11 protein-coding genes are annotated in these 22,462 nt (G+C 56.6%); 3 read left to right on the plus strand and 8 right to left on the minus strand.

Going from position 1 to position 22,462, the window contains the following annotated elements:
- Positions 1-8: 8 nt before the first annotated feature.
- From EDB95_RS26325 to EDB95_RS26335, 3 genes are all read left to right on the plus strand, one after another.
- Positions 9-4,979 carry a DUF6443 domain-containing protein gene (locus tag EDB95_RS26325; RefSeq protein ID WP_133999778.1) on the plus strand — a complete coding sequence of 1,657 codons (4,971 nt, stop codon included), beginning with the start codon at positions 9-11 and terminating at the stop codon, positions 4,977-4,979.
- A gap of 115 nt (positions 4,980-5,094) precedes the next feature.
- Complete coding sequence (locus EDB95_RS26330) at positions 5,095-6,159, plus strand: hypothetical protein (protein WP_133999781.1); 1,065 nt, start codon at positions 5,095-5,097, stop codon at positions 6,157-6,159.
- Between the two features lie 79 nt (positions 6,160-6,238).
- Positions 6,239-6,889: a glycoside hydrolase family 25 protein gene (locus EDB95_RS26335; RefSeq protein WP_133999784.1), complete on the plus strand. Its 651-nt coding sequence runs from the start codon at positions 6,239-6,241 to the stop codon at positions 6,887-6,889.
- Positions 6,890-6,931: 42 nt separating this feature from the next.
- On the opposite strand, the gene EDB95_RS26340 is transcribed toward EDB95_RS26335, so the two are convergent.
- From EDB95_RS26340 to EDB95_RS26375, 8 genes are all read right to left on the minus strand, one after another.
- Positions 6,932-7,114, minus strand: coding sequence for a bacteriocin (locus tag EDB95_RS26340; protein ID WP_133999786.1), 183 nt, complete (start codon positions 7,112-7,114; stop codon positions 6,932-6,934).
- A 22-nt stretch (positions 7,115-7,136) separates the two neighbouring features.
- Positions 7,137-12,236, minus strand: coding sequence for a GDSL-type esterase/lipase family protein (locus EDB95_RS26345; protein ID WP_133999789.1), 5,100 nt, complete (start codon positions 12,234-12,236; stop codon positions 7,137-7,139).
- Positions 12,236-14,344: a T9SS type A sorting domain-containing protein gene (locus EDB95_RS26350; RefSeq protein ID WP_133999791.1), complete on the minus strand. Its 2,109-nt coding sequence runs from the start codon at positions 14,342-14,344 to the stop codon at positions 12,236-12,238. Before EDB95_RS26350 ends, EDB95_RS26345 begins: the two co-directional genes overlap by 1 nt.
- Position 14,345: 1 nt before the next feature.
- A complete protein-coding gene (locus tag EDB95_RS26355; RefSeq protein WP_133999794.1) occupies positions 14,346-15,740 on the minus strand; it encodes a RagB/SusD family nutrient uptake outer membrane protein in 1,395 nt (464 codons plus the stop codon).
- A gap of 11 nt (positions 15,741-15,751) precedes the next feature.
- A complete protein-coding gene (locus tag EDB95_RS26360; protein WP_133999797.1) occupies positions 15,752-19,081 on the minus strand; it encodes a SusC/RagA family TonB-linked outer membrane protein in 3,330 nt (1,109 codons plus the stop codon).
- 17 nt (positions 19,082-19,098) lie between these two features.
- On the minus strand, positions 19,099-20,043 hold the full coding sequence (locus EDB95_RS26365; protein ID WP_162852804.1) for a FecR family protein: 945 nt from the start codon (positions 20,041-20,043) through the stop codon (positions 19,099-19,101).
- 2 nt (positions 20,044-20,045) lie between these two features.
- Positions 20,046-20,660, minus strand: coding sequence for an RNA polymerase sigma-70 factor (locus tag EDB95_RS26370; RefSeq protein ID WP_133999806.1), 615 nt, complete (start codon positions 20,658-20,660; stop codon positions 20,046-20,048).
- A 74-nt stretch (positions 20,661-20,734) separates the two neighbouring features.
- Entirely contained in the window at positions 20,735-22,459 is a 1,725-nt protein-coding gene (locus EDB95_RS26375; RefSeq protein WP_133999809.1) for a hypothetical protein, read from the minus strand.
- Between the last annotated feature and the right edge of the window lie 3 nt (positions 22,460-22,462).

The following is a 22,462-nucleotide window of genomic DNA, read 5'->3' on the forward strand; positions in this document are numbered from 1 at the left end:
CTGATTTTATGAAACACTCCATCTTCCTCCTGGTTCTGGGCATCGTCGTATGGGGCCCGCTCTCTGCGCAGCGGACCCCCAACAGGCCCACGGCGGCCGGCCAGGTGCCCGCCGCGACCGGCACCGTGGGTGTCAATACGGTGCAGAGTATCGTCAACCCTTACCCCGGCACGGAATTGCTCACCCAGACGACAACATGGCAACCCAAACAACCGTTTTCCACGGAATCCAGCGTCAGCGCGTCCTCCAACACGGTCCTCCAGGTCCAAAAAGTGATCCGGTTTACCGATGGGCTGGGCCGCCCTGTGCAGGTGGTGAGCTGGCAGGCTTCCCCGACCGGCAATGATATTGTACTGCCCATTTATTACACTTCCACCGGCACCGATGAATACAAATATCTCCCCTATGCGGATAACACAGGGACCGGTCAGTTCCAGTACACGGCCTTTGCGGACCAGCAGAACTTTTACAACAGCACCTATCCGGCGAGCGAGCCGGCGATGCAGGGGGAAAAATATTATTATGAGCACCTCGACTATGAAAAATCGCCCCTGAAAAGGGTAACGGCGGACTACGCCCCGGGCAACAGCTGGGCGGGAAGTGAGGGCGGGACCACGCCGGCGGGCAAACTGATTCAATATTCGGTGAACACCACCGCGGATCAGGTATACGTATGGAACATCGCCCCTGCCTACACCCTCGCCTATTCCTTTAGCGATGTGGGCGCCTTTACACCGCAAGCCAGCACCACGTATGCGCAAGGGACCCTGACGAAGACCATCACTACCGATGAAAACGGCAACCAGGTCGTTCAATTCTACGACACCAACCAGAAGCTGGTTCTCCAGAAGCAGCAAACCGGGGCCGTCAGCTCCAGCGCCCCGTATCAGAATTGGTCTTGCACCTACTATGTGTACGACGACATCGGGAACCTCTATTGTACCATTACGCCCAAGGCCGTTGCGCAAATGGTGGCGGGCTCTTCCTGGAGCCTGACGTCCGTCATGATCAGCGACCTTTGCTTCTGGTATGTCTATGATGTAAGGGGCAGGACTATCGCCGAAAAAGCACCCGGTGCCGGGTGGTCCTACATCATTTACGATACCCGGGACCGGCCGGTATTCACCCAGGACCCCAACCAGGGCAACCTGAATGAATGGCGTTTTACCTTGTACGATAACCAGGATCGTCCGGCGGAAACCGGGATGATGCAATATGCCGCGACACCGGCGACCTTGCAAGGACTGGTGAACAACCTCACCAGCAGTTTAACCACGGTCATCAATACCGTGAATACGACGGCACAGGTCCCGCCCACCCTTGTCGTCAGCCAGCCGGACCCCACCAGGTCCGTATATACGGCTACCGGTTCGGTCGTCTGTGAACCAGGGTTTTCGATCACTGCGCCGGCGAACGGTACGGCAGTAAACATCCAGATTACGGCGGACCCCACGATCACGACCAGCACATCGACCCAGACGATCAACTACAGCCCCCTTTCCATATCGGGCGCCAGTTATACACCGCTGACGATGTCCTACTATGACAACTACAATCAGTCGTCATCGGCCGTCGGCTTCACGGCGGCATACAACAGTAACCTGACGGGAGGAAGTAACCCCGCCGCCACCCTGGTGGCGCAGCCCGGTGCCTACAGTCCCCAGATCCAAGGCATGGTAACCGGTGGAAAGGTGATTGCCCTGGAGAATCCGGCCACCTTTGCCGGTCTGAGTACGGGCAACTGGATGGAAACGGCAAAATACTATGACAGCAAAGGAAGGACGATCGAGTCCGTTTCTGAAAACTACAAAGGAGGGATCGATACCTATCTTGCCGGCTATAATTTCAGTGGGGATGTCGTTTATACCTACCTGAACCACAATAATCCCCTGGGAAACATCAGCAACTTCGGGGAACTCACCTCTAACAACTATGATGCCGGGGGAAGGCTGACCTCCGTCACCAAGATGCTGAATGGGAACACCGCCACATTAAGGACCATTTTAACCAACAAGTACGACGCGCTGGGCAGATTGCAAAACCGCGAGATCGGCGAGCAGACCAGCCTTCCGACGACGGCAGGTGCCTTCCCCTCCCCTACGCCCGGAACTTTTCTGGAAAACGAGAACTATGCCTATAATATCCGGGGGTGGTTAAAGGGGATCAATTGGAACTATCCTTCCAGCGGCCCTACCACCTCCCAGGTGAATACTCAGAATACGGCAAATTACCAGTGGGTAGGCGAAGACCTGGGCTATGACTATGGATACGCCAATGGAAGTACCGCCGCCAACCAATTCAACGGCGACCTCTCGGGGATGAAATGGATGAGCGGCGGGGACCTGAGTGAGCGCGTCTACGCCTATGCCTATGACCCTTCGAACCGGTTGTTGAATGCGGACTTTGCACAAAATTTCGGGTCCGGGACCACGGAGAACTGGCTGAACACCGACCCCAACAACAGCAAGTTCCAAATCGATTATAGTGTGGCCGTCGGCAGCAGCAGCATCCCCGCCTACGACGCGAATGGCAATATCGGCTACCTGCAACAAAATGGGATGTACAACAACGGGACCGCCTTTGTCAGCAACAGCATCGACCAGATCACATACCAATATACCCAAACGAACAGCACAAACGTACTCCTGTCCGCAACCGACGCGAACTCCACCAATACCCTCCAATACAACCTGGGGAACTTTATCGACAACAATTCCGGCAACAACGACTATTTGTACGACGGCAACGGCAACCTCACCCAGGATCTGAACAAGCGCATCACCCTCACCTACAATTTCCTCAACCAGCCCTACCAGATCGCTTTCACCAACGCTAACGGCTCCGCCAAAGGTACCCTGACCTATATCTACGATGCGGTGGGCAATAAGTTGGAAACGAGGGTCAACGAGCTTCCCTCTTCTACCAACAACAACGCAACGATCCTGACGACGGTCTCTTACGTGAGCGGCTTTCAATACAAAAACAACGTACTGCAGTTTTTATCCCAGGAGCTGGGACAGATCCGCCCCCAAAGGGACCCATACGGGAACCTGCTGGGGTATGATTATGATTACTTCCTGAAAGACCACCTGGGCAATATCCGCTCCATCGTTACGGACCAGCAGCAGCAGGACATCTATCCCGCGGCAACCCTGGAGGGGGGAGCCACCGGACTGACCAGCAGCAGCTCTGCGGTGTACGTGGAAAACAGCTACTATACCATCAACGGGGGCGATATCTTCCCTTCCAATGAAGTCACCGGGATCACCAGCTACTGGAATAAGAACGGGGGAGATGCCGCGGCAGATCCACCGGTCAACCCGAACCCCAACTCCAACGTGACGGCCACCAGCCAGTACGTATACGAACTGAGCGGCGCGGCGGGCAGCACCACGCAAACCGGGTTGGGCATCACCCTTCGGGTCATGGCGGGTGACCAGGTCAGCGTATTCGGCAAAAGCTATTACAACCTGAATGCCCTGTCCCAGCCCTATAATCCCCTGCCAGTAGCCACCATTATCGCCTCCATGCTGGGAACGCCCCAGGGCGCTTCGATCACCGCCGGGGATGGCATTACCAGCACCATGATCAACGCCAACAGCGAGGCCACGGGTCCCATCGCCTTGCTCCAGGCCGCACAGGCGACGGCCACTTCCAACAGCACTACCTCCACCTTCGCGCCGCCCCGCGCCTACATCAATTATATTTTATTCGATAATAATTTCAACGTCAAAGGCTACGGAACCGATCCCGTAGGGTCGGAAGGCGTGGTGAAAGACTATTCTTCGGACGCCGTTTTGCAGAATATCCCGATAAAATTCAGCGGCTATATTTACGTCTATTGTAGCAATGAATCGCAGGTGCCCGTGTATTTTGACAACCTGCAGGTAGTGGCCAACCACGGCCCCCTGGTCGAGGAGAATCAATACTATCCAGCCGGCCTGATGATGGCGGGGATCAGCTCCAGGGCCCTGAATTTCGGGGGCGTGCCGAACTACCTCAAGTACCAGGGCAAAGAGTTGCAGGACGGAGAATTTAGTGACGGCAGCGGCTTGAAAGCCCATGACTTCAATGCCCGGTTTTACGACCACCAACTGGGTGTCTGGCACAATCAGGACCCCGATCAGCAGTTCTCCAGCCCTTACCTGGCCATGGCCAACAACTGGCCACAGAACATCGATCCAACAGGGAGGGGAAGCTCGTTCCTTAATATTGCTTTAGAGGTTGTCGTGACGGCGGCTTTAGCTTATTTTGGTTTGGACATCTTTGGAACATCGGGTCAAATTTTAGGCGACGTGGGCATCGCCTCCAACAGCGTCGCGGCAACCGCTATATACGGTGGATTGTTAGGTGCGGCCAAGGCGGGAGCGTTGGATATTAAGAACCAGTTATTTAGCGGTCAGAGTTATGGGCTCTCCAATTACTTCGAGGCCATTGGACTGGGCGCTTTGGAGGGGTCAATCACTAAGTCAGGTGGGTACGGCCTCCTCGATGGCGGGGAGCAATGGCAGAATATTTTATATAGTGTAATTAAGGAGACAGGGGGAGCGGTCGTTTCCAATGTGGAGAAAAATCAAAATATGTTCTATAATTTGCCGGTGCCCCTAGGACCCGTGGAGGTTAATTTCAGTGGAGGGAGGCCCTGTCTTGAACTGAATGAATATAATTTGTTATCGGCCGGAATGTTTTTAAACGCAGTCACGGCGCCAGGTGATTTTTCCAATATAGGGCTGACGAATACCCTGAATTTTGCATCCCCCTCCGTTAACGGTAATTCCGGAATACTTGACAACCTCGATGGTTGGCTTCGGAGTTGGAATTTGAGCGGAGGGAATATTTTTGGCCACGATTTAGGAGGCCTTTTGGACTTGGCGGCTAAACAGGGAGGGCTTGCCCTGACGGATGCGATGATTGATCAGGAATATTATCCAATGTATTCAACCTCGGTGCTGTTGTCCTTCATGAACGCATTACCATAGATAGCATACTATGCGGTTTGTATTATTCATAATTTTTCTGTACCCGGCAATTATTTTTTGCCAGGTAAACCCAGTCAATTACAACCAGGTACACCTGCTGCATCCTAAGGATACCGTGCGCCTTCAGAGACTCCCCTTCGGCACCATCTCGGTTCTGGACGGAAGGCTGTACCAGACCGATGAGGTTGGAACCTATGAGACGCGCAAAAAAACGGACTTCAGATATACGATCCCATTGCGCATGGATACGACGCCGGTCGCAGCAATGGAGCGGTATTTGAACCGGTGGTATGTCTCGGGAACCGGAGACCAGGCCTTGTGTGTCTACCTGAGAAAATACGTGCTTTTCGACGGTAAAGTGGCCCTGGGGGCGGATGTGTATCTGGAGAAAAACGGGCGCTACTACCAGATCCTTAGGGAAGACACAACATTCAGGCGGGATTGGAAGTATTATATAAGCGGTGGCGCCCTCGACGTTCTCATGGAAAGGGTACGTGCGATGGGAGGGCAGTCAGGCCATGAAGTATCCCTGAATGAAATCGAGCAACGCCGGGATGGACTGGATTGGAATCTGCATGCCGATGCTGCAATCAATGGAGTCTATCCCTCCATACACGACTTTTTGATGGCAAAACCACAGGCCGTATCCGGCAAAGTCGACACCATTACAGGGCGGGACTATTCCTGGAGACCCCGCGTACCCAAAGTGTCCATGAGCCGGATACCCCAAGGTGATACGATCTATACCATTACCTTTCCCAGGGAGTCCCTGAAAAAACACCGGTGGCTGCGCCGGTGGCAACGTCAACCTTTGGCCATTGCGAGCCAGAACGGGGCGCTGTACCTTCGCTTCAAGAAAGGGGCTTTCCTGAAACTGACCAAAGAGGGAAGTACTTTTGTGGCAAACCCCTCTCCGAGCCTCATTTGGGCGTATTTACGGACCGTATTGGTTTTTCAGTCGGGATTGGTCTTGGGATCTGATACGTCCTACGATGTTTATTATCCCTCTACTCCGGTGGGAAGCGGCTTTTCCGGTGCTTTGCTTGGCCAGGTTGGCAGGGAAACCATGGAGAGCAAGGCAACGCAGGCAGGTCTCCTGGCACGTTACAGCGCCAACTCCGACCGCCACGGCTGGCATTATTACGTGGATATGGACCTGCAGACCGTGATTTGCTACTAACCCCCTTGCTTTGCGTATATCTACGGTTGCATATTGATGCCTCTTCGCTTATTTTATCCCCCCACCAAAGTCAATTTTTATGACAAAAGGCATCGATGTCTCCCATCTCAACGGCCAACCCGGCCACCACCCCATCGACTGGCAGCAGGTGGCCAAAGCGACGACGCCCCATGGGTCTGTAAAGTTCGCTTTTATCAAAGCCACGGAAGGGGTCGCCTTTGATGATCCCGCCACCGCCAGCAATGCCCAGGAAGCCAAGGCTGCCGGTGTCTCTTTTGGCTATTATCATTTTGCCCATCCGGCCACCTATTCGGCCTCGGATGAAGCAAGCCACTTTTACCGGCGCGTTACCGGTCTTACGACGCCCACCTTCACCTATCCGTTTGCACTGGACCTCGAAACCAATTCCAATCCCAATACAAAGGCGAGCCTAAGCCCAGCCAACTACCTCGCCTGGGTGGAGCAATTCATGACCGTCTTTTTAGGCCATTTTGGCAAAGCGCCTGTTCCTGAGATCATCATTTATGGGGCACCGGACTTTTTGGATAGGAATTTGCCGGCGACGCATACCTTAGGTGAGCAATACAAACTCTGGGTTGCCCATGTCAATGTTGCCGTTCCGAGGTTGCCAAAGGGCTGGAGTGATTGGACCCTCTGGCAGTATTCATGGAATGAGACCGTCACAGGTGTTGCCAATCCTACGCTGGATGCGGACCTGGCTAAAATATAGGAAGCCTCCCGATGCCCTTCCGGGAGGGAGGCTTCAAAAAACTTACAGGCAGGCCGTCGTTGTGCAATAGTATACGGTTTGCCCGTTCGCGCCATCCCGGCTGCAACAGGCCTGGTATTTGCCGCACGTTTCGGTGCCGCAGGACTCACCGCCGCCAATACCGCCCTGCACCTTTTTCATTTCGTTTTTTGTAAGGACTTTGCCGAATTTGGTTTCGTTTTTCATGTGTATATTTTTGAAAATTAATTTACAATAATTTCGGCAAAGGAAGTATAACCCCCAATTTCCTATACCCCTCCGCATTAGGATGTAACCCATCCACAAACAAAGCCTCCTCTATCTTGCCGTCCGCGGAGAGCAAGTGCCTGCCCGGATCGATATAGGTGACACCGGGTATGCGCGAGATCTGTTGATTCAGGCGTGCGATCCGGGCTTCCATACCTCTCCTCGGCAAAATGCCCGCGAGTAAAATCGCCGCCCGTGGCTGACGCTCCCGGACCACACGCACCAGGTGGGTCAGCCCTGCGACGATCTCGTCGTCGGTATTGACGGCCAGGTTGTTGGTCCCGATCATGATCAGGACGTTTTTGGCAGAATAGCCGTCCAGCTCCCCATGGAGTACCCGCCAGAGCACGTTCTCGATCCTGTCCCATCCAAACCCCAGGTTCCGTGCGTCCTGCGGCCAGGAGTCGCTGCCCCTGCTGACCGGTCCGGCAGGCATGCCTCCCCAATAATGGACGATGGAATTGCCCAGGATCACATCGACAGGCGGCGATGTTTTATTCAGTGCCAAAACCGCCTCGTGCCTGGACTGCCAATTATAGGAGGCGTCCCTGCTCTGTACGACCGGAACCAGGGTGGTGACGGTATCCACATCGGTAAGAACCACCGGTGGCCGCCGGTCCGGCAGCGCCGTGGCCAAAGTCAACCCGCTGATGCTAAGACCCCTCACGTGTCGTACGTAAAGACCGGACGCCGGTAAGGTGTATCCGAAAATCCTGTTTTCCGGATAGCCGTCTCCTCTTTCGGGCACCGGGGCGTGCGCCTGACTGTCCGTGCCTCCGCCCGGGCCGTTGATCGTAATATCGTTTAGCCGGACGATGTCCACGGGTGCGCCGGGCAGACCGGTGATGGAGGAGGTCATGAGACTGCGTGCCGTTGCCACGACATGGCTGATCGTCACATCCTGTAAGGTACCTTCCCCGCTGCGGTGACCCAACCGGATAAAGATCGGTGTCTGCACGTCGTCCATGCGGATGTTGGAGACATTCACGTCCTCCGTGGCGCCACCGTCCACTGTTTCTATGGCGATGCCCGCCAACACGGTTCTTTCGGCGGAGATGCCATAGAAGCGCCGTTTCCAATGCCGGATGGGATCCGAAGAAGCCGCCCGCACCGTGCAATCGCTGATGAATATATGCTGAAACCCGCCGCGGGACGCGGTCCCCAGCTTGATCGCGTTGCAGTTGCTGGCCAACCGGCAATGGCTGACACGGACATACGCGCAGGCCGTATCCGGCCTCTCGCTCTTCAGACAAAGCGCGTCGTCGTCGCTGTCGATGGTGCAATCGGATACCGTCACGTGCCGGCTGTCGATGTCCAGACCGTCATTGTTCCAGTTACAGTGGCTGTACACCTTGATGCCCTGGATCGCTACACTGTCGCAGCCGCTGTAATACTGTACCCAAAAGGGGGAATTCCGCAAGGTCACGTCTTTTATGCGCACGTCCCTACAGCGCACGAAGTAGATCAGCCGGGGCCTCCCCGGTCCGTTGTCGCCTTTTTGAAAGACCGGGTCCCCACCCCGCCCGTCGATGGCGCCTTTGCCGGTGATCGCAACGCCCGTAGCGTTTTCGGCATAGATCAAAGCGGGCTGGGTGTAGTCTTCAAGGTGGGTGCTGCCAAGCAATACGGCGCCGGAGTCGAGGTGAAGTTCGACGTTGTCTTTTAAGAAAAGCGTACCAATGATATACTTACCGGGCGTGACCCGGACGACCCCGCCGCCCCGCAGGGCACAATTGTCGATCCACCGCTGGATCGCGGCAGTGGCGCCGGCTGCTGCCGGCTTCTCAAACCCAAACGCCACCTCATTCGCCCAGTGCGTCTTCCAATCCGGGTGAAACGCCCGCGCATTGACCTTGGAGACGCTGCGGTCCTTCGCCAGCTCCATACAGGCACCCGGTGCGCCGTTGTCGTTGACCCGGAAGGAAAGCTTGACCGTGCGTCCTTCCACCATCGCCTTGTGGACGTCCGGGATCTCGGACCAGGGCAGGGCACATTCGGTGATGAGGGTGTTGCCTTCCCTGCGGATGACGAGCTTTCCGTCGCCGACCGGTCCTTCCCCGGGAGACTTTGGTTGGCGGGGAAAAAAATGCTTTCGGTTCAACCCCGGTTTCAGTAACCGCCAGATCTCCGTTCCGCCACCGTATTGCGGAGCCACAGGGTTGAGCGCGTATTCATAGTCGGTGCACTTATAACCCGTATAGCGAGGCATGGTCCCCGGCGGATTTGCCAGCATCCCGTCCTGTCCTATAGGCAGCGCGTTGAACGCCAGCAGGACATTATCGAACATATACCCGAGCCCGGAGTTATCGGGTGTTACCGGGTTTTTCCGGTAGGTAAAATGCCGGACACCGGCGGGCCAGACCAAAGGCGTCAAGCGGTTCTGTTGGATCGGCCGGAGGGTCACGCCCGGAGGGAGGCGCAAACTGCCATACACGCGCGCCGTATCGAAGTCTTCTTTTACAAATCCCTCGCGGCCGGACGCCGTATCGAAAAAGACCCCGCCCAGCTTTGCGGTATACCACCACCCGAAACTATGGAAGACCACCCGCACACGACCGGAAAGGTTGCATACCTCGTACACCCCATTCCACAATTTATCGATACGACGATCGAACAACAAGCGTCCCGTCGAATCAAAACATTCCATAGCAACCCCATACACCTTGATATTGGGCAGATAGAACGCCACCTGCATCGGCCGGGGCAGCACCAGGTCAACCCCAAAGGAATTGCTATGCTCTCCGTTTTCCCAATATCCATTGCCTTCCTTGGTCTCCAACGACCCTTGCATATCATAAGCCGTATCGGGATAAAAGAACGTGGAATCGGGTCTGTTCGCAAAGCGATACGTCCCCGGATGCGGCGTACTGTCCGCTACCTTGGCGGCAAAGTAAAAATAACGGTCATCATAAGCGAAATACCCGGTGGCAAAACCCCCTGAGCGTGTATCGAAATTTTTGAAGGGGTACCAGGCCGTTTCGGTAAGGCTAATCCCCCCCGAATCGCTGCTTCTGACTTGTTGGGGCAACACCCCCTCCCAGTCGTCCAGCCGTCCGTCTACAGTAATATGGCGACGGGTAATCAGGTTGACGTGCATATCCTCCTCGTGGCTGGCGACACCATCCACACCGCCGTCAAACCGGACGGAAAGATGATAGCGGTTATCGGGTGAACTGCCGGGGACGTGCACCGGGATTATCCGTGCTTCGTGAGGCCGGAGCCGTATCCATGAATGAATGGCCAGCCCTTGTAACTCCACCGATAACCGCCCTTGTACCGGCCGGTTGAGGACATTCCGCAACTGTAAAGACAAAACGGATGGCGGCCGCGCCGTCATATCCCGCGCGACGATCTCCACCGGTGAATAGCCCTCGATGCGGGCATTCCGCAACGCCGCGATCAGCCGGTCATGCGCACCCCTCAGGTAATAACCCTGGCTGTTCAGCGGTATCATGAGCTTGCCGTGCAAAGGGGGAATAATATTCCCATAGAAGTCGTACAACCGGAAGGAAGGCAAAGCGGGAATGGTCATTGTCCCGTGCGCGAGCTGTACGCCCCTGTACAATACATGATCCCGTCCAAAGAGCTGCCCGATGTCCCCGCAGACGACAGCCGTCCCGTCGTCGGGGTCGTGACGATACCCGTCAAACAACATGACCCAAGGCAGGCCGCCCTTGAACAGCAATTCCTTAAAATCCCGCTCCCCTATGAAATGCTGCACAGCGCCCACCGCCGCCGCGGGGGACCATGTACACGCGGCGCTATCAGAAGGGCCGCCGGTACGCATATACCCCGCATAAATCCCCATCGACCGGTCATACCCCGCCGACCGGTCTGTCGCCACGACCAGCCCGATCCGGTCATCGGTATTCCCCACCCAGCTCTCGGTATCCCAGATCTTTACCCTCCCGTTGGGGGAACGCCGGTGGACCCATTCCGGGTAAAGGGCCGGTGACTCTATACCCTGGTAGTGGATCGAGCAAAAGTCGAAAACCGGCAGGAAAGTCATTTTTCCATCGGCGAACAATTTGTCCCAGGCATTGGAGTTGGAATCGCCCCCACCGATCAACACCCGGGCGCCCTCCCTGCGGGCCAAAAGCACGGCATCGGCCATGGCGCGGTATATTTCCCGGTAGCGCGGTATGTCCGCCTGCCAGCCGGAGATCGACATCCCTTCCCAGGGTTCGTTCCAAAGCGAGACGGCCGTGACGGGCCCCGCGGGCCAGCCCCATTGTATACAAAGCCGCCGGACAAATTCCCGGAAATCATGATCGGCGGAAGGCAGCCAGGCGAAGTCCTGTTTGGTCTTGAGCAATGCGCCGTTGCTGTCCAGGAACGGCCGGGAAATCCCGAGCGGCATGGGGGCCGTACCTGCACCAAACATCAGCAAAACGGTGATGTTTTTCGACCGGTATTCCGCCAGCCTCCGGCCGAGCGCCTTCATCAAAGAATCGTATGAAGGCGCCGTTGTCGGCGTATAATCGACGCTCATACGGATGGCCTGCACCCCCACACGGTGGAGGAATCCCGCCCCCATATCATCCAAAGACTGCTTCGGAAATTGCAGACGCCGGGCGTCAGCCCGGAACGTCCGCACCAGGCTCGTCACCAGCCGCCGTCCATAAGGTCCAAGGTCCATCACCAAGGCGTAGCCGCCGAACAAAGCAGGGATGAAAGGACAAACACCGACATCCACATAACCGCCCGCGGGCACATCGACAGACACGGTGGCAATGGAAGAATCCAACCCCACTACAGAGGGGCGCCAGATGTCGTTCAAGCGACCCCGGGTGCCGTATCGAATGACCGACAACCGCCCAACCCGCTGAAGACGTCCGCCTGTATGATTGACGACCCGTATAGTAACCCTGGGTTGCTCTCCCGGCCACAACACCCCCGCCGGAACCGACGATCGCACCATGAAGGCGTCATAGTCATAGTGTCTCCAACCAACCGACACCCCAAAAACCGTTTCATAGTTCACCCACTTCTCCGGTGGAACCATCTGTGCAAAACAGGCAACACGAAAAAATACCAGCAAACAAAGGCCAAGCCGCCTCATTATTCCTTTATGAATTTACTTTCCGAAATCATCTTGTGCGTGGACAGGTCGGCGACTGTCAAAATATAAAGCCCGGGACGCAGATCGGCTACCCCCACCGCAAGCGACCCCGCTGCGGAAACACGTGTGGTGCGAAGCACTTTTCCGGAAAGATCGACGATACGTACACAAAAATTGCCGGAGGTGTGCTCCCCCAGCGGCACATTCAACGTACTGCGTACCGGGTTGGGATAGACCGTTGCCGGACGCGCCCGAACCGCCGCCACCGGTGTAAAAGGCGCCCATGTGTATACTACAATCTTTGTCCCGTTATAGTCGTCTTTCGTGATCACGTAAGTACCATCGGCTTTATGATACGCCTGCACCCCGTACTCCGAATCCACGTCATTCCCTATATAGATGGTGCTGTCGTTGCTCACCAGCGTCAGCACCAGGTGACCGCTGTCCAGGTCGAAGACGTCGATGTCGGGGACGGCGTAATACCCGATGAACACATAGTTACCGGCTACCGCCATTGACTTGCCTTGCCCGCGGCTGAGGGTAATGACCGTATTAGGGGTCCGGTTGCCGGCCAGCCAGCCGTTGTACACTTCGATTCTGTTGCCGAGAAGGGTCCAGTCCGTGCTGCCGCCGTCCAGTACCATTTTATCACTGGCGGGCAGGTAGCCGAGACGGTTCAACGGCGCGATGGAAGAAGGGGTCGGCGTGGTGACGGCGGCGCCCCATAAGGGTTGACCATTGGACGCGAAACCCGTCAACGGATAGTGTGTAATGGCGTTGGTTTTGTCGATACCCAACCAGAGATCGCCCACCGAATCCACGTCAAAACCGTTCCGTATATGCGAGATGGTGTCGTAGGGTATGGCAATATAGCCGTCGGTGGCCGGATTGAAATAATAGGTATAGAAAATGTCCGCGTTCTGGTTGTTGGCAAACAGTATCCGGTGGCCGCCGACCGTCGCCAGGTGCCCGAAATGCTCGCCCCGGCTGTGGTCGTTCCACTGGATGCGTGCGTCATGAGGATAACGGTAAGGATCGACCGTGTTTGCTTTATAGCACGCGCCACCGGTCCCCGTAAAATGATAGATGATGTTTCCACTGTACAAGTCGGCGGTGGTATCCGCCGCCGCGTTGCCTTCAAAGTTCAGTGCCTGGAGGGTCCATTGCAGGCAACCGGCGCTGTCGTAGCAATGGATGTCCGTGGCGCCGTTCCGGCCGAGGTCCCAGGTGCCGCCCCAGGGATTGTTCAGGACGTAGATATGGCCCGTAGCGTCGCGGCCGATACCGACGACGCGCGTAAAACGCTTGTCCCCGGTTTGCCCCCGGATACCGGTGGACTCATTCAGATAACCGCCGGTGACACCAAAAGTGCCCGCCAGGGTGCCGGTTGACAACCCATAGATTTTGATATTCATATCCGGCCCCTTGTCCCCGACCCACAGCTGTCCGTGGGCATTGTCCACAAACAGCGAAACAGGCCGGGAAGCGCTATCCATTACAATAGAATCGCGTGGTACCCCCGTCGAATCGAACTGGAGGATCTTCCCCAAGCTGTCACTGGTGACCCATACGTGCCCCTGGCTATCGACGGTGATGGGGCCTGGAAGATGAACACTCCAGGAACGCAAGAGTACACCGCCTTCCGTAAAGACGGCAACCCGGTTCCCGGAAGAGTCGCTGACATAGACCGACCCACCGAGCACCGCGATGCCCCGTATGCAATCGATCGTGCCCGAGCTGGCCTGGAACAGCAAATCGCGCGTCAACGTAGCCCGGTTATACCGGCCGATTTTCCCGTTGTTGGGTTTTTCCTGGGCGGCGAATATCCAGGTAGTGTCGCCGCTGATGGCGCTGCCCTGGGACTGGCTGGTGCCGCCCATGGAACCTAAGGTTACGCCGTTTTGATAGATACCGATGTTGCGGCCGTTTTCGTCCCAGTTGGAAGACGTGTAGATGATACCGCCCGGAGATACCCACATGGCGCGGGCGCAGTTGCCGACGTGGTGGGCGTTGTCGCCGTAGGTGTTGCCGATCCAGGAGGTGGTATACTGCTGTGCAAGACCGGCAGTTGCGGGCAGCAATAGTGCAAGAACGATGAGTGTTTTCATATCAGTAACCAGGATTTTGTAATAAGCGTGGATTCACTCCAATTTCATACAGCGGAATGGGCCATAAACTTTGGTTCGCCGTAATGCCAAGAACCGCCGCCGCGCGCCCGGTCCGGACCAGGTCAAAGAACCGGTACCCTTCAAACGCCAGCTCCTTGTACCGTTCGTTTTCGATGGCCAGCGCCAGGGTATACCCGTTCGCCTGGTCGTCGGCATCGGGATAGTCATAGACGGATGCCGACGAAAGCGGCAAAGCAAACGCGCGACGGCGGATCGTATCGAGCAGGCTGGTCGCAGCGGCCGTCTGCCCAAGGTCGTTCAACGCCTCCGCCCGGACGAGGATGATGTCGGCCAGGCGAAGGGCGATGATGTCGGGCTCCGTCCCGTTGATGAGGCGGTCATATTTGTTGACATAAGGTACGGCCGCACTGGACGTACCCAGTGCGGCAGCAGCCCGTATATCCCCCGGGGCATAAGCCGACATGATCTTGGCCGTAGGCGCAATCTGATACTGCCCCGGCTGGATCCCCGACGGCAAACCGGTGGTGGGCATATAAAAGCTGAATAAACCGTTGCTTTGGTTGGTGGCGCTGACAAACTGGATCTCGAAGATGGACTCCGCCCCGTTCTTGCCGCTGGTAGAGAACATATTGCTGTACGCGGCGCTGCCCAGAACCAGGCTGTAGGTCGGGTTGTTCATCACCGCCAGGGCGTTGGCCGCGGCGGAATCGTAGTTCTTCAGGCTGAGAAACACTTTGGCCAGCAGCGCCTGTGCGCCGCCCAACGTCGCCCTGCCCCGGGTATCCACCTGGGCGGCCCAGGTCTGGGTCAGGCCGGATTCCGCGGCGTGTAAATCAGAAAGGATCAACAGATATACGCTGTCCACCGACGATCGACCGATGGTAAAGTCCGCATTGAACGACGTATAGGGCGTGGTGACGATGGGCACGGCACCAAACGCCTGGACAAGGCCATAATAGAAGTAGGCCCGGAGAAAATACGCCTCACCGAGGATCCGTGCTTTCTCCCCGGGCGTAAAAAGGCTGTCGCTGATGGCGGGGACGTGTTTCAGCAGGTCGTTGGCCCGGCCGATGCCGGTATAGTTGTTATCCCAGTAGGCCGCCACCACCGCGTTGTCGACGGGTATGGCGTGCTGGCTGAAGGGGCTGTAGTTCGCCAGCAAACCCGTCGTCGCATCCGAACAGGCGTCAAAGGCCAGCGGGAATTGCTGGGCCAGGGACTGGACGGCGGGATAGATGCCCGTGGCGGCGCTTTCCGCGTCGTTGGACGTTTGCCAGAAGTTATTTTGGGCAATGGTATATTCGGGCGTCTGGTCCAGGACTTTGCTGCAAGAGGCAAGGGTCGCCAAACAAAAAAGACAGTATAAGCGATACATATAGCAAGCGTTTAAAAATTAACCGAAAGACCGGCAAGAAGGGTGCGGGGTTGCGGCTGGACGGCCCAGTCGATGCCCAGCTGAGAGTTTTTGACAGATTGATTTTGTGATTCCGGATCGAATCCGGAATAGCTGGTGATCATGAGCAGGTTTTGCCCGCTGATGTATACCCGGAAGCTGGAAACTTTAAAACGACGGAGACGGGACATGGGTATGGAATACCCCAGCGTCACATTCTTCAACCGGATATACGACCCATCCTCCACAAATCGTGACGACATTTCCCCGTTGGTAACGCTGTTGACCTGAACGGGGTCATTGAACATCGCCTTGGGCACATCCGTAACGGTATGCGCCGACGACCACCGGTTCAACGTCCTCGTATCCCCGTTGTTATATGCGTTCATCCTTTCCAGCATCACGCGTGTCTGGTTGTAGACCTTGTTGCCGTAGGACCAGTAAAAGAAAAAGTTGAAGTCGAAACCCTTATAACCAAAGGTATTGGTCATGCTCCCCGTAAACTTTGGCAAGGCATTGCCAATGATCACGCGGTCGTTCGCGTTGATCTTGCCGTCATGGTTTACGTCGTCGTAGATCATATTGCCGGTGGATGGATTGACGCCTAAGGACCGGTACCCAAAAAACGAACCGACGGCCGCCCCTACCCTATAGATGCTGGTCGGCAGGCTCGTATAGAAAGAGCCCGGCAGGCTTTCCGTAAAGTCGGAACTGCTCGGATCGCCGGCGACGGTTTCCGGAAGGTAGGTGATCTTGTTGCGGTTAATGGACAAGCTGGTGCCCGTGTTCCAGGTAAAGGCGCCGCGGATGTTGTCGGTGTTGACCAGGAACTCCAGCCCCTTGTTGGTCATCTGCCCGATATTGGCCCCGTTGGTCCGGGAATAGCCCGAGGTATAAGGTAGGTTGAGTTTAAAAATCAACCGGTTGGTGACCTTGTCGTAGGCATCCACCGTGACGCTGATGCGGTTGTCCAAAAAGGTCATGTCCAGGCCAAGGTCGCTGGACACGGTGGACTCCCAGCTCAGGTCGTTGTTGGAGAGGGAGGTCCCGGCAATCCCGGCCTCCGCTCCATAGTTGTAGCCGGTACTGTAGGTCGCCAGGGAAGGAAAGTCCGACCCCAGCCCTTCGTTGTTCCCGGTGACCCCGATGCTGCCCCGGAGCTTTAGGTCGTTGACGAATTTGACGTCCCGCATAAACGCTTCGTTGCTGATGCGCCACCCGGCGGCGATCGAGGGGAAAAAACCATACCGCTTGTTGGCACCAAACCGGGACGAACCATCCGTACGCGCCACGCCTTCCACCAGGTAACGGTCGTTATAGCTATAATTCAGACGGCCAAAATAGGACACCAGCCCCCACTCGGAGCGGTAGTCGGTGGGCGAATACAGGGAGGTGAAACCGGAGACCGACTGGATGATGTCGGTCGAGCTTTGCGAGCCCGATACGCCGATCCGCCGGACGGCTGCTTCCTGTGTACTTTGCCCGATCAGGGCGGAAAAGTTGTGCCGTCCTTTTAGCGGAAGCGTATAGGATAACGTATTTTCATTGAGCCAGAGAAACTGGGTGAAAACAGACACAAAACCGCTGGCCGGAGACCCGTTGTTGACGGCCACGGACTGGTACCGGTCGTCGGTCACTTCCTGGTCGTCAAAACCTAAGCTGGTCTTGAACTTTAACCCCTTCAGGATGTTGTATTCGCCAAAGATGTTCCCGTCATAGCTGTCGACGTCGGAGACGAACCGCAACGAGTTGGCCAGCATGACCGGGTTCGTGACCCGGCGGTTGGGGTCGCTGAAGTAGGTGCCGTTCCGGTTGTAGATGGGATAATTGGGGTTTTCGATGAGCGCCGCCGCCAGGACGGACTGGCCGGAAAAGCTGTTGTCCATCCGGTGGTTGATCGAATGGGTGCCGGCAAGGTTGATCCCGATCTTGAGGTCGTCGGTCGCCATGAAGTCGAAGTTCACCCGTCCGTTCCATCGCTTGTAGCGCTGAAGGCCGACGATGGTCCCGGTCTGGTCGAAGTAGCCCAACGAGATATAATGGGAGGTTTTACCCGTTCCTCCCGATATGGACAGGTTGGCGTCGGTGATCGGCGCCTGCCGGAAAATGGCGTTTTGCCAGTTGGTGTTCGTGTCGGTATAGGCGATGGTGGGATCGGCAGGCAGCCCCGCGTTGGCCCTTTCCTCCTTGATCAGGTCGACATACTGGGTGTTGTTCAGCAGGTTCAAGCGCTTGGTCACGCTGGCCAGACCGGTATACGCACTGACCGTAAATTTAGATTTTCCCGCCACGCCCCTTTTGGTCGTGATCAGGATGACCCCGTTGGCGCCCCTCGACCCGTAGATGGCGGAGGCCTCGGCATCCTTTAGGACTTCGATGGAAGCGATGTCGTTGGGGTTGATGTCGTTGGTGGCCGCGATCCGCTGGCCGTCGCCCGATATGCCATACTGCGCCGCCGGCAGGTTATTCATGGGCACCCCGTCGATCACATACAACGGCCGGTTTTCGCCGAACAATGATCCGTTCCCCCGGATGCGGATATAGGTCTCGTCCCCGGGGGCACCGGAGTTCTCGACCACTTGTACGCCGGCGGCTTTTCCTTGCAGGGCAGCATCTATGCTCGTCACAGGCACGTTGGATACTTCGCTCCCCTTGACGGTGGACACAGAGGAGATGAGGTTCTTTCTGCTGGCGGTGCCGTACCCGATGACAACGACGTCGTTCAACCGGCTCGCCACGGCGGTCAGCCGGACGGCCATGTCGTTATCGATGGGTATCTCAGCAGCCGCATAGCCCGTAAAAGAAATCAGCAACACCTTATCCTCCGGACCCACCTCCAACCGGAACTTCCCGTCTGCGTCCGTGTACGTCCCCTTGCCGCTGCCTTTTACCCTTACGCTGGCGCCATGAAGCGCCTGTCCATCCGTCGAGGTCACGGTGCCGGTGATCCACCGGCCCGGGAGCGCCACAACGCCTGTCTGTACCACCGGGGCCGGGGCAGCGGCAGGGACTGTGGCGGAGACGATCAGGTAAGACCTTGCCTTGACCTTTTTATAATGTAGGGCAAAGGGACGGAGCAGTGCACCTAAATTTTCTTCCGCTGACCGTTCAAAATTGACCGTGCCGGACGGAACCGAAAGCCCGTCCACGGTTTTGTCCTCAAAAAGTATATCCACCTTGTAATGATCCCTGACCATTTTAAGCGCGGCCGACAGCGGAATGGTCGAATCGTTGTCCGCAGCGCCAAGGCTTTTTTGCAGGATAAACGGAAGGAGGAGCAAAAGCAGTAACCCTTTCAGCAGTAAATGATGAAATCGTTTCATATAGCAGCGTTTAAAATCTATTCGGAGAAGTAAATGGTGTCTTCCCGTATGGTATAGTGGATGTTGAGCAATTGGGCCATAACGTCCAACAGTTCGGTCACCGTATCCGCATGGAAGGACCCCGTGATCCGGCGGCTGGCCAGGGCCGTTGGGTCGAAGCGTACGGTGAGTCCGAAGTTGTCCCGGATCATCCCGGCGACCTCGGACATGGAGGTCCCGTCAAAAAGAAACTCATGGTCTTTCCAGGCCGATAGGTTTTCAGGGGCGGAAATATGTTCCAGTCTGAAGCGTCCGTCAGCATCCGCGGTAAAAAGATCGCCCGGTTGCAGGATCTTTTGTTCGTCCCGGTAGTCCAGCCGGACCTTCCCCTGGCGGAGGACGACCCTTTCCTGGCCTGCCCGGGCATACACCGTGAACCGCGTGCCCAACACGACGACGTGCAGGTCTTTTCCTGTCGTGACCTCGAAGGGCTGATTGCCATCGCGGGTCACCGTAAAGTCCGCCTCACCGGAGAGAAACACTTCCCTGCCGCGTTGTCCAAAGCCAAACCGGCTGTACCGGATCGTCGAGTTGGCATTCATCGATACCAGGCTGCCATCCGGGAGAATCACCGAACGCGTTTCTCCATAGGCCGTGGACATGGATCGATCCCTCAAAAGATAAGCAGCCGTCACCAGCACCAAGGCAGCCACCGAGGCGGCCAGCAGCCGGAAGCGGAATACACGCGACATGCCCCGGACCTTTCTGGTCACCCGTTGTCCGCCAGGCTCTTGCAGAACCCTGTCCAGGGCAGCGCCCGTATCCGGCACAAACTGGGGGTTTCTCCTTTCCCATTCGTCCAGCCATTCGTAATACCGTTCGATATTCCCGGGTACGCGAAGCCACTCTTCGATTTGTTGTTTGCCGAGCGGCGTCGATCTCCCCGCGAAGTGCTCCCACAATATATGCTTATCGAGCTCCATGGTCATTGTTTCAGGTAGTCGGATAGTGTTTTTCGTAAAATGCCCAAAGCCTTCATGATGTGTGCCTCCACCGTCTTCATCCGGATATTCAGTTCATCCGCGATTTCCCGGTTTTTCCGGCCTTCGAACCGGCTCAGCAGAAATACCTTCTGGCATTGGGGCGGGAAAGAACCGATGGTCCGCTCGATCTTTGTCATCAGCTCGTTGAACAACAAAATCGTTTGCGGATTGTTGTCCACGGGCCAGTCCGCGTCCGCGGACAGTTTTTCGCCAAACTCCTGTTTCAGGTAGTTAAACGCCCTGTTCCTGGCGGCGGTGTACAGATAGGCGCGGAAACTGGTGGTGACGGTCGCGTATAGCCGGTTTTTCCAAAAATGAAAAAATACCTCGCTCACAATGTCTTCTGCAACTTCCTTTGAATACACAAACCGGGTAACATGGCTGCAAAGGGTTCCATAATACCGCTTGAAAAGGACGGAAAAGCCCTTTTCCGGGTCTTCCTTCAGCATCAGCCGGATCAGCGCCTCGTTGTCTGTAAGGAATGCCTCCTCCCCCGCCTCGTTGTCCTGGGCGATCCGTAAAGGATTGTTTCCGGAGCGTTTTTTCGGTCCTTTCATATACAAGCAGTCGCGGCCTATGATAATAGGACAAAAAAACGGGGATTTACCCTTAGTAGAAGGAAAAGAATTTTTTATTGCCCCGGTATCCCCACAATCTGATCAAACTTCAAATTGCTCCACCCCTCACCCGTCCCGGTTTCCTTAAACCGGCTCATCCAGAGAAAGGTTTTCCCGTTCAACCAGCGCGTCCGGTGAAAGGCACGCTGGACGATGACGCCGTCACGCGGGATCTGTTCCTGGTCAATGTAGTAGGGCGCGGGAACCTCCGTGAGGACCCTTCCAAGGGCGCCCTTGGCGCCGGGCATGGCGGCGCGTTGGAAGCGGATCTGGCTGTTGCTGCCCTGGATATGGACGGGGATAAAGGGGATCCAGTTGTCGGGGACGGTGGTGCCCAGGACATACTGGATGGCGGCGTCGCCGGCGGGGACAAAGACGGGCGGCGGCTGGTCGTTGAGGGCGATGAGGTTTCCGCTGACACCCATGCCGGCCTGGGAAGGCACGGTGTCCTCCACCGCCCACACCATTTCGGCGGCCTCGTCGCGAAGGAAGTTGACCTGTTCGAGCGGGTTGCTTTCGATGGTGCCCTGGGCGGCGGGCGCCAGGTAAAACAGGTAATTGACGGGTCCCGTCTGGTTGACGTCGCTTTGATGGAAAAGCGCCCATTGTTGCCAGTTGTCGTCGGTCCCGAGGCCGACGGGTTTGACCAGGACGTATTCCCCGAATACGTCTTTGACGACGATCCCCTTGATCTCGCAAAGGGTATTCACGGACAACGGGTAGGGCAACATGAACCAGTCGTTTCCATAGACCAGGCCGAATTCGGCCACCAGCAGGCTGAGCAGCCCCGTGGGGCTGGTATCGATCTTTCCAAAATCAATCTGGCTGTCTTCCATCATCCAGTAGCGGGGAAGGGGCATCCCCTTAAAGGATACCGGGGAGGGGATAAAGGAGACGACGTTCTCTACGACCGGCGGTGGGTTGGCGGGTTCGGGCTTCAGGGGCAAGGTCTCCCCTACGGCCAGGTCAAAGGAATACCAGTCGAGCGGTCCGCCGTCATACTGGCTGGCGGAAAGCACCCTTTGGTTGGCGCCGGCGGGAGAGGCTACTTCAAATTGGTATTCGAGTTGGGAGGGTTGCCAGGCCGGGCTGCCGCTCCCGGTGGCGGGCAGGGAGAACGTCCGGTTGAACCAGGCGATCAACGATCCTGCCAGCGTGACCAGGGTGGCCTGGTCCGCGGCCGTTATGGTCGTCTGTGTTTGAAGCCAGGTGCTGAACTGGGTCGTTTGCGCCGCCTGGAGCATGGCCCAACCGTCGAAAAGCGTGGCCGACACGGAGGCGTTCAATTGCAGGCCGTCCTGGTCGTTGGGGTCGATCGTATATTTTAAGGGGTAGCCTGATTGCAGGTTGGTGAGATAAGCGGTAAGGCTTTTAGACGTCATCAACTTTACATAATACCGGGCGATTTGGACCGCCATAAACAAACTGGCCTGAATAGTCTCTCGCGTCACCAGGTTTTCCAGGGGAATATTGGGGTCATACGCCTGGGCGCCGCCGCCCCCGAGACTGACCCTGTCCACAGGCGTATGTTCCCCCAGGATGGTGGCCTGGATGGGACTGCCGGCGTCCTCGGCTTGGAATTCCCCGAACTGCCATTGCCGGGTCAGCATCCACAACGGGTCCCTGACCTGGGCTGACAAGCTCTGGTTGAGGTCCTGGGTACGCGGGGCCGCCTCCAGCCGGTTATAGCCGGTGATGGAGGGGATCCGGAAGGGGGGCAGCATGATGTCAGCGAGCATAAT

Source organism: Dinghuibacter silviterrae (assembly GCF_004366355.1).
Lineage (GTDB): Bacteria > Bacteroidota > Bacteroidia > Chitinophagales > Chitinophagaceae > Dinghuibacter > Dinghuibacter silviterrae.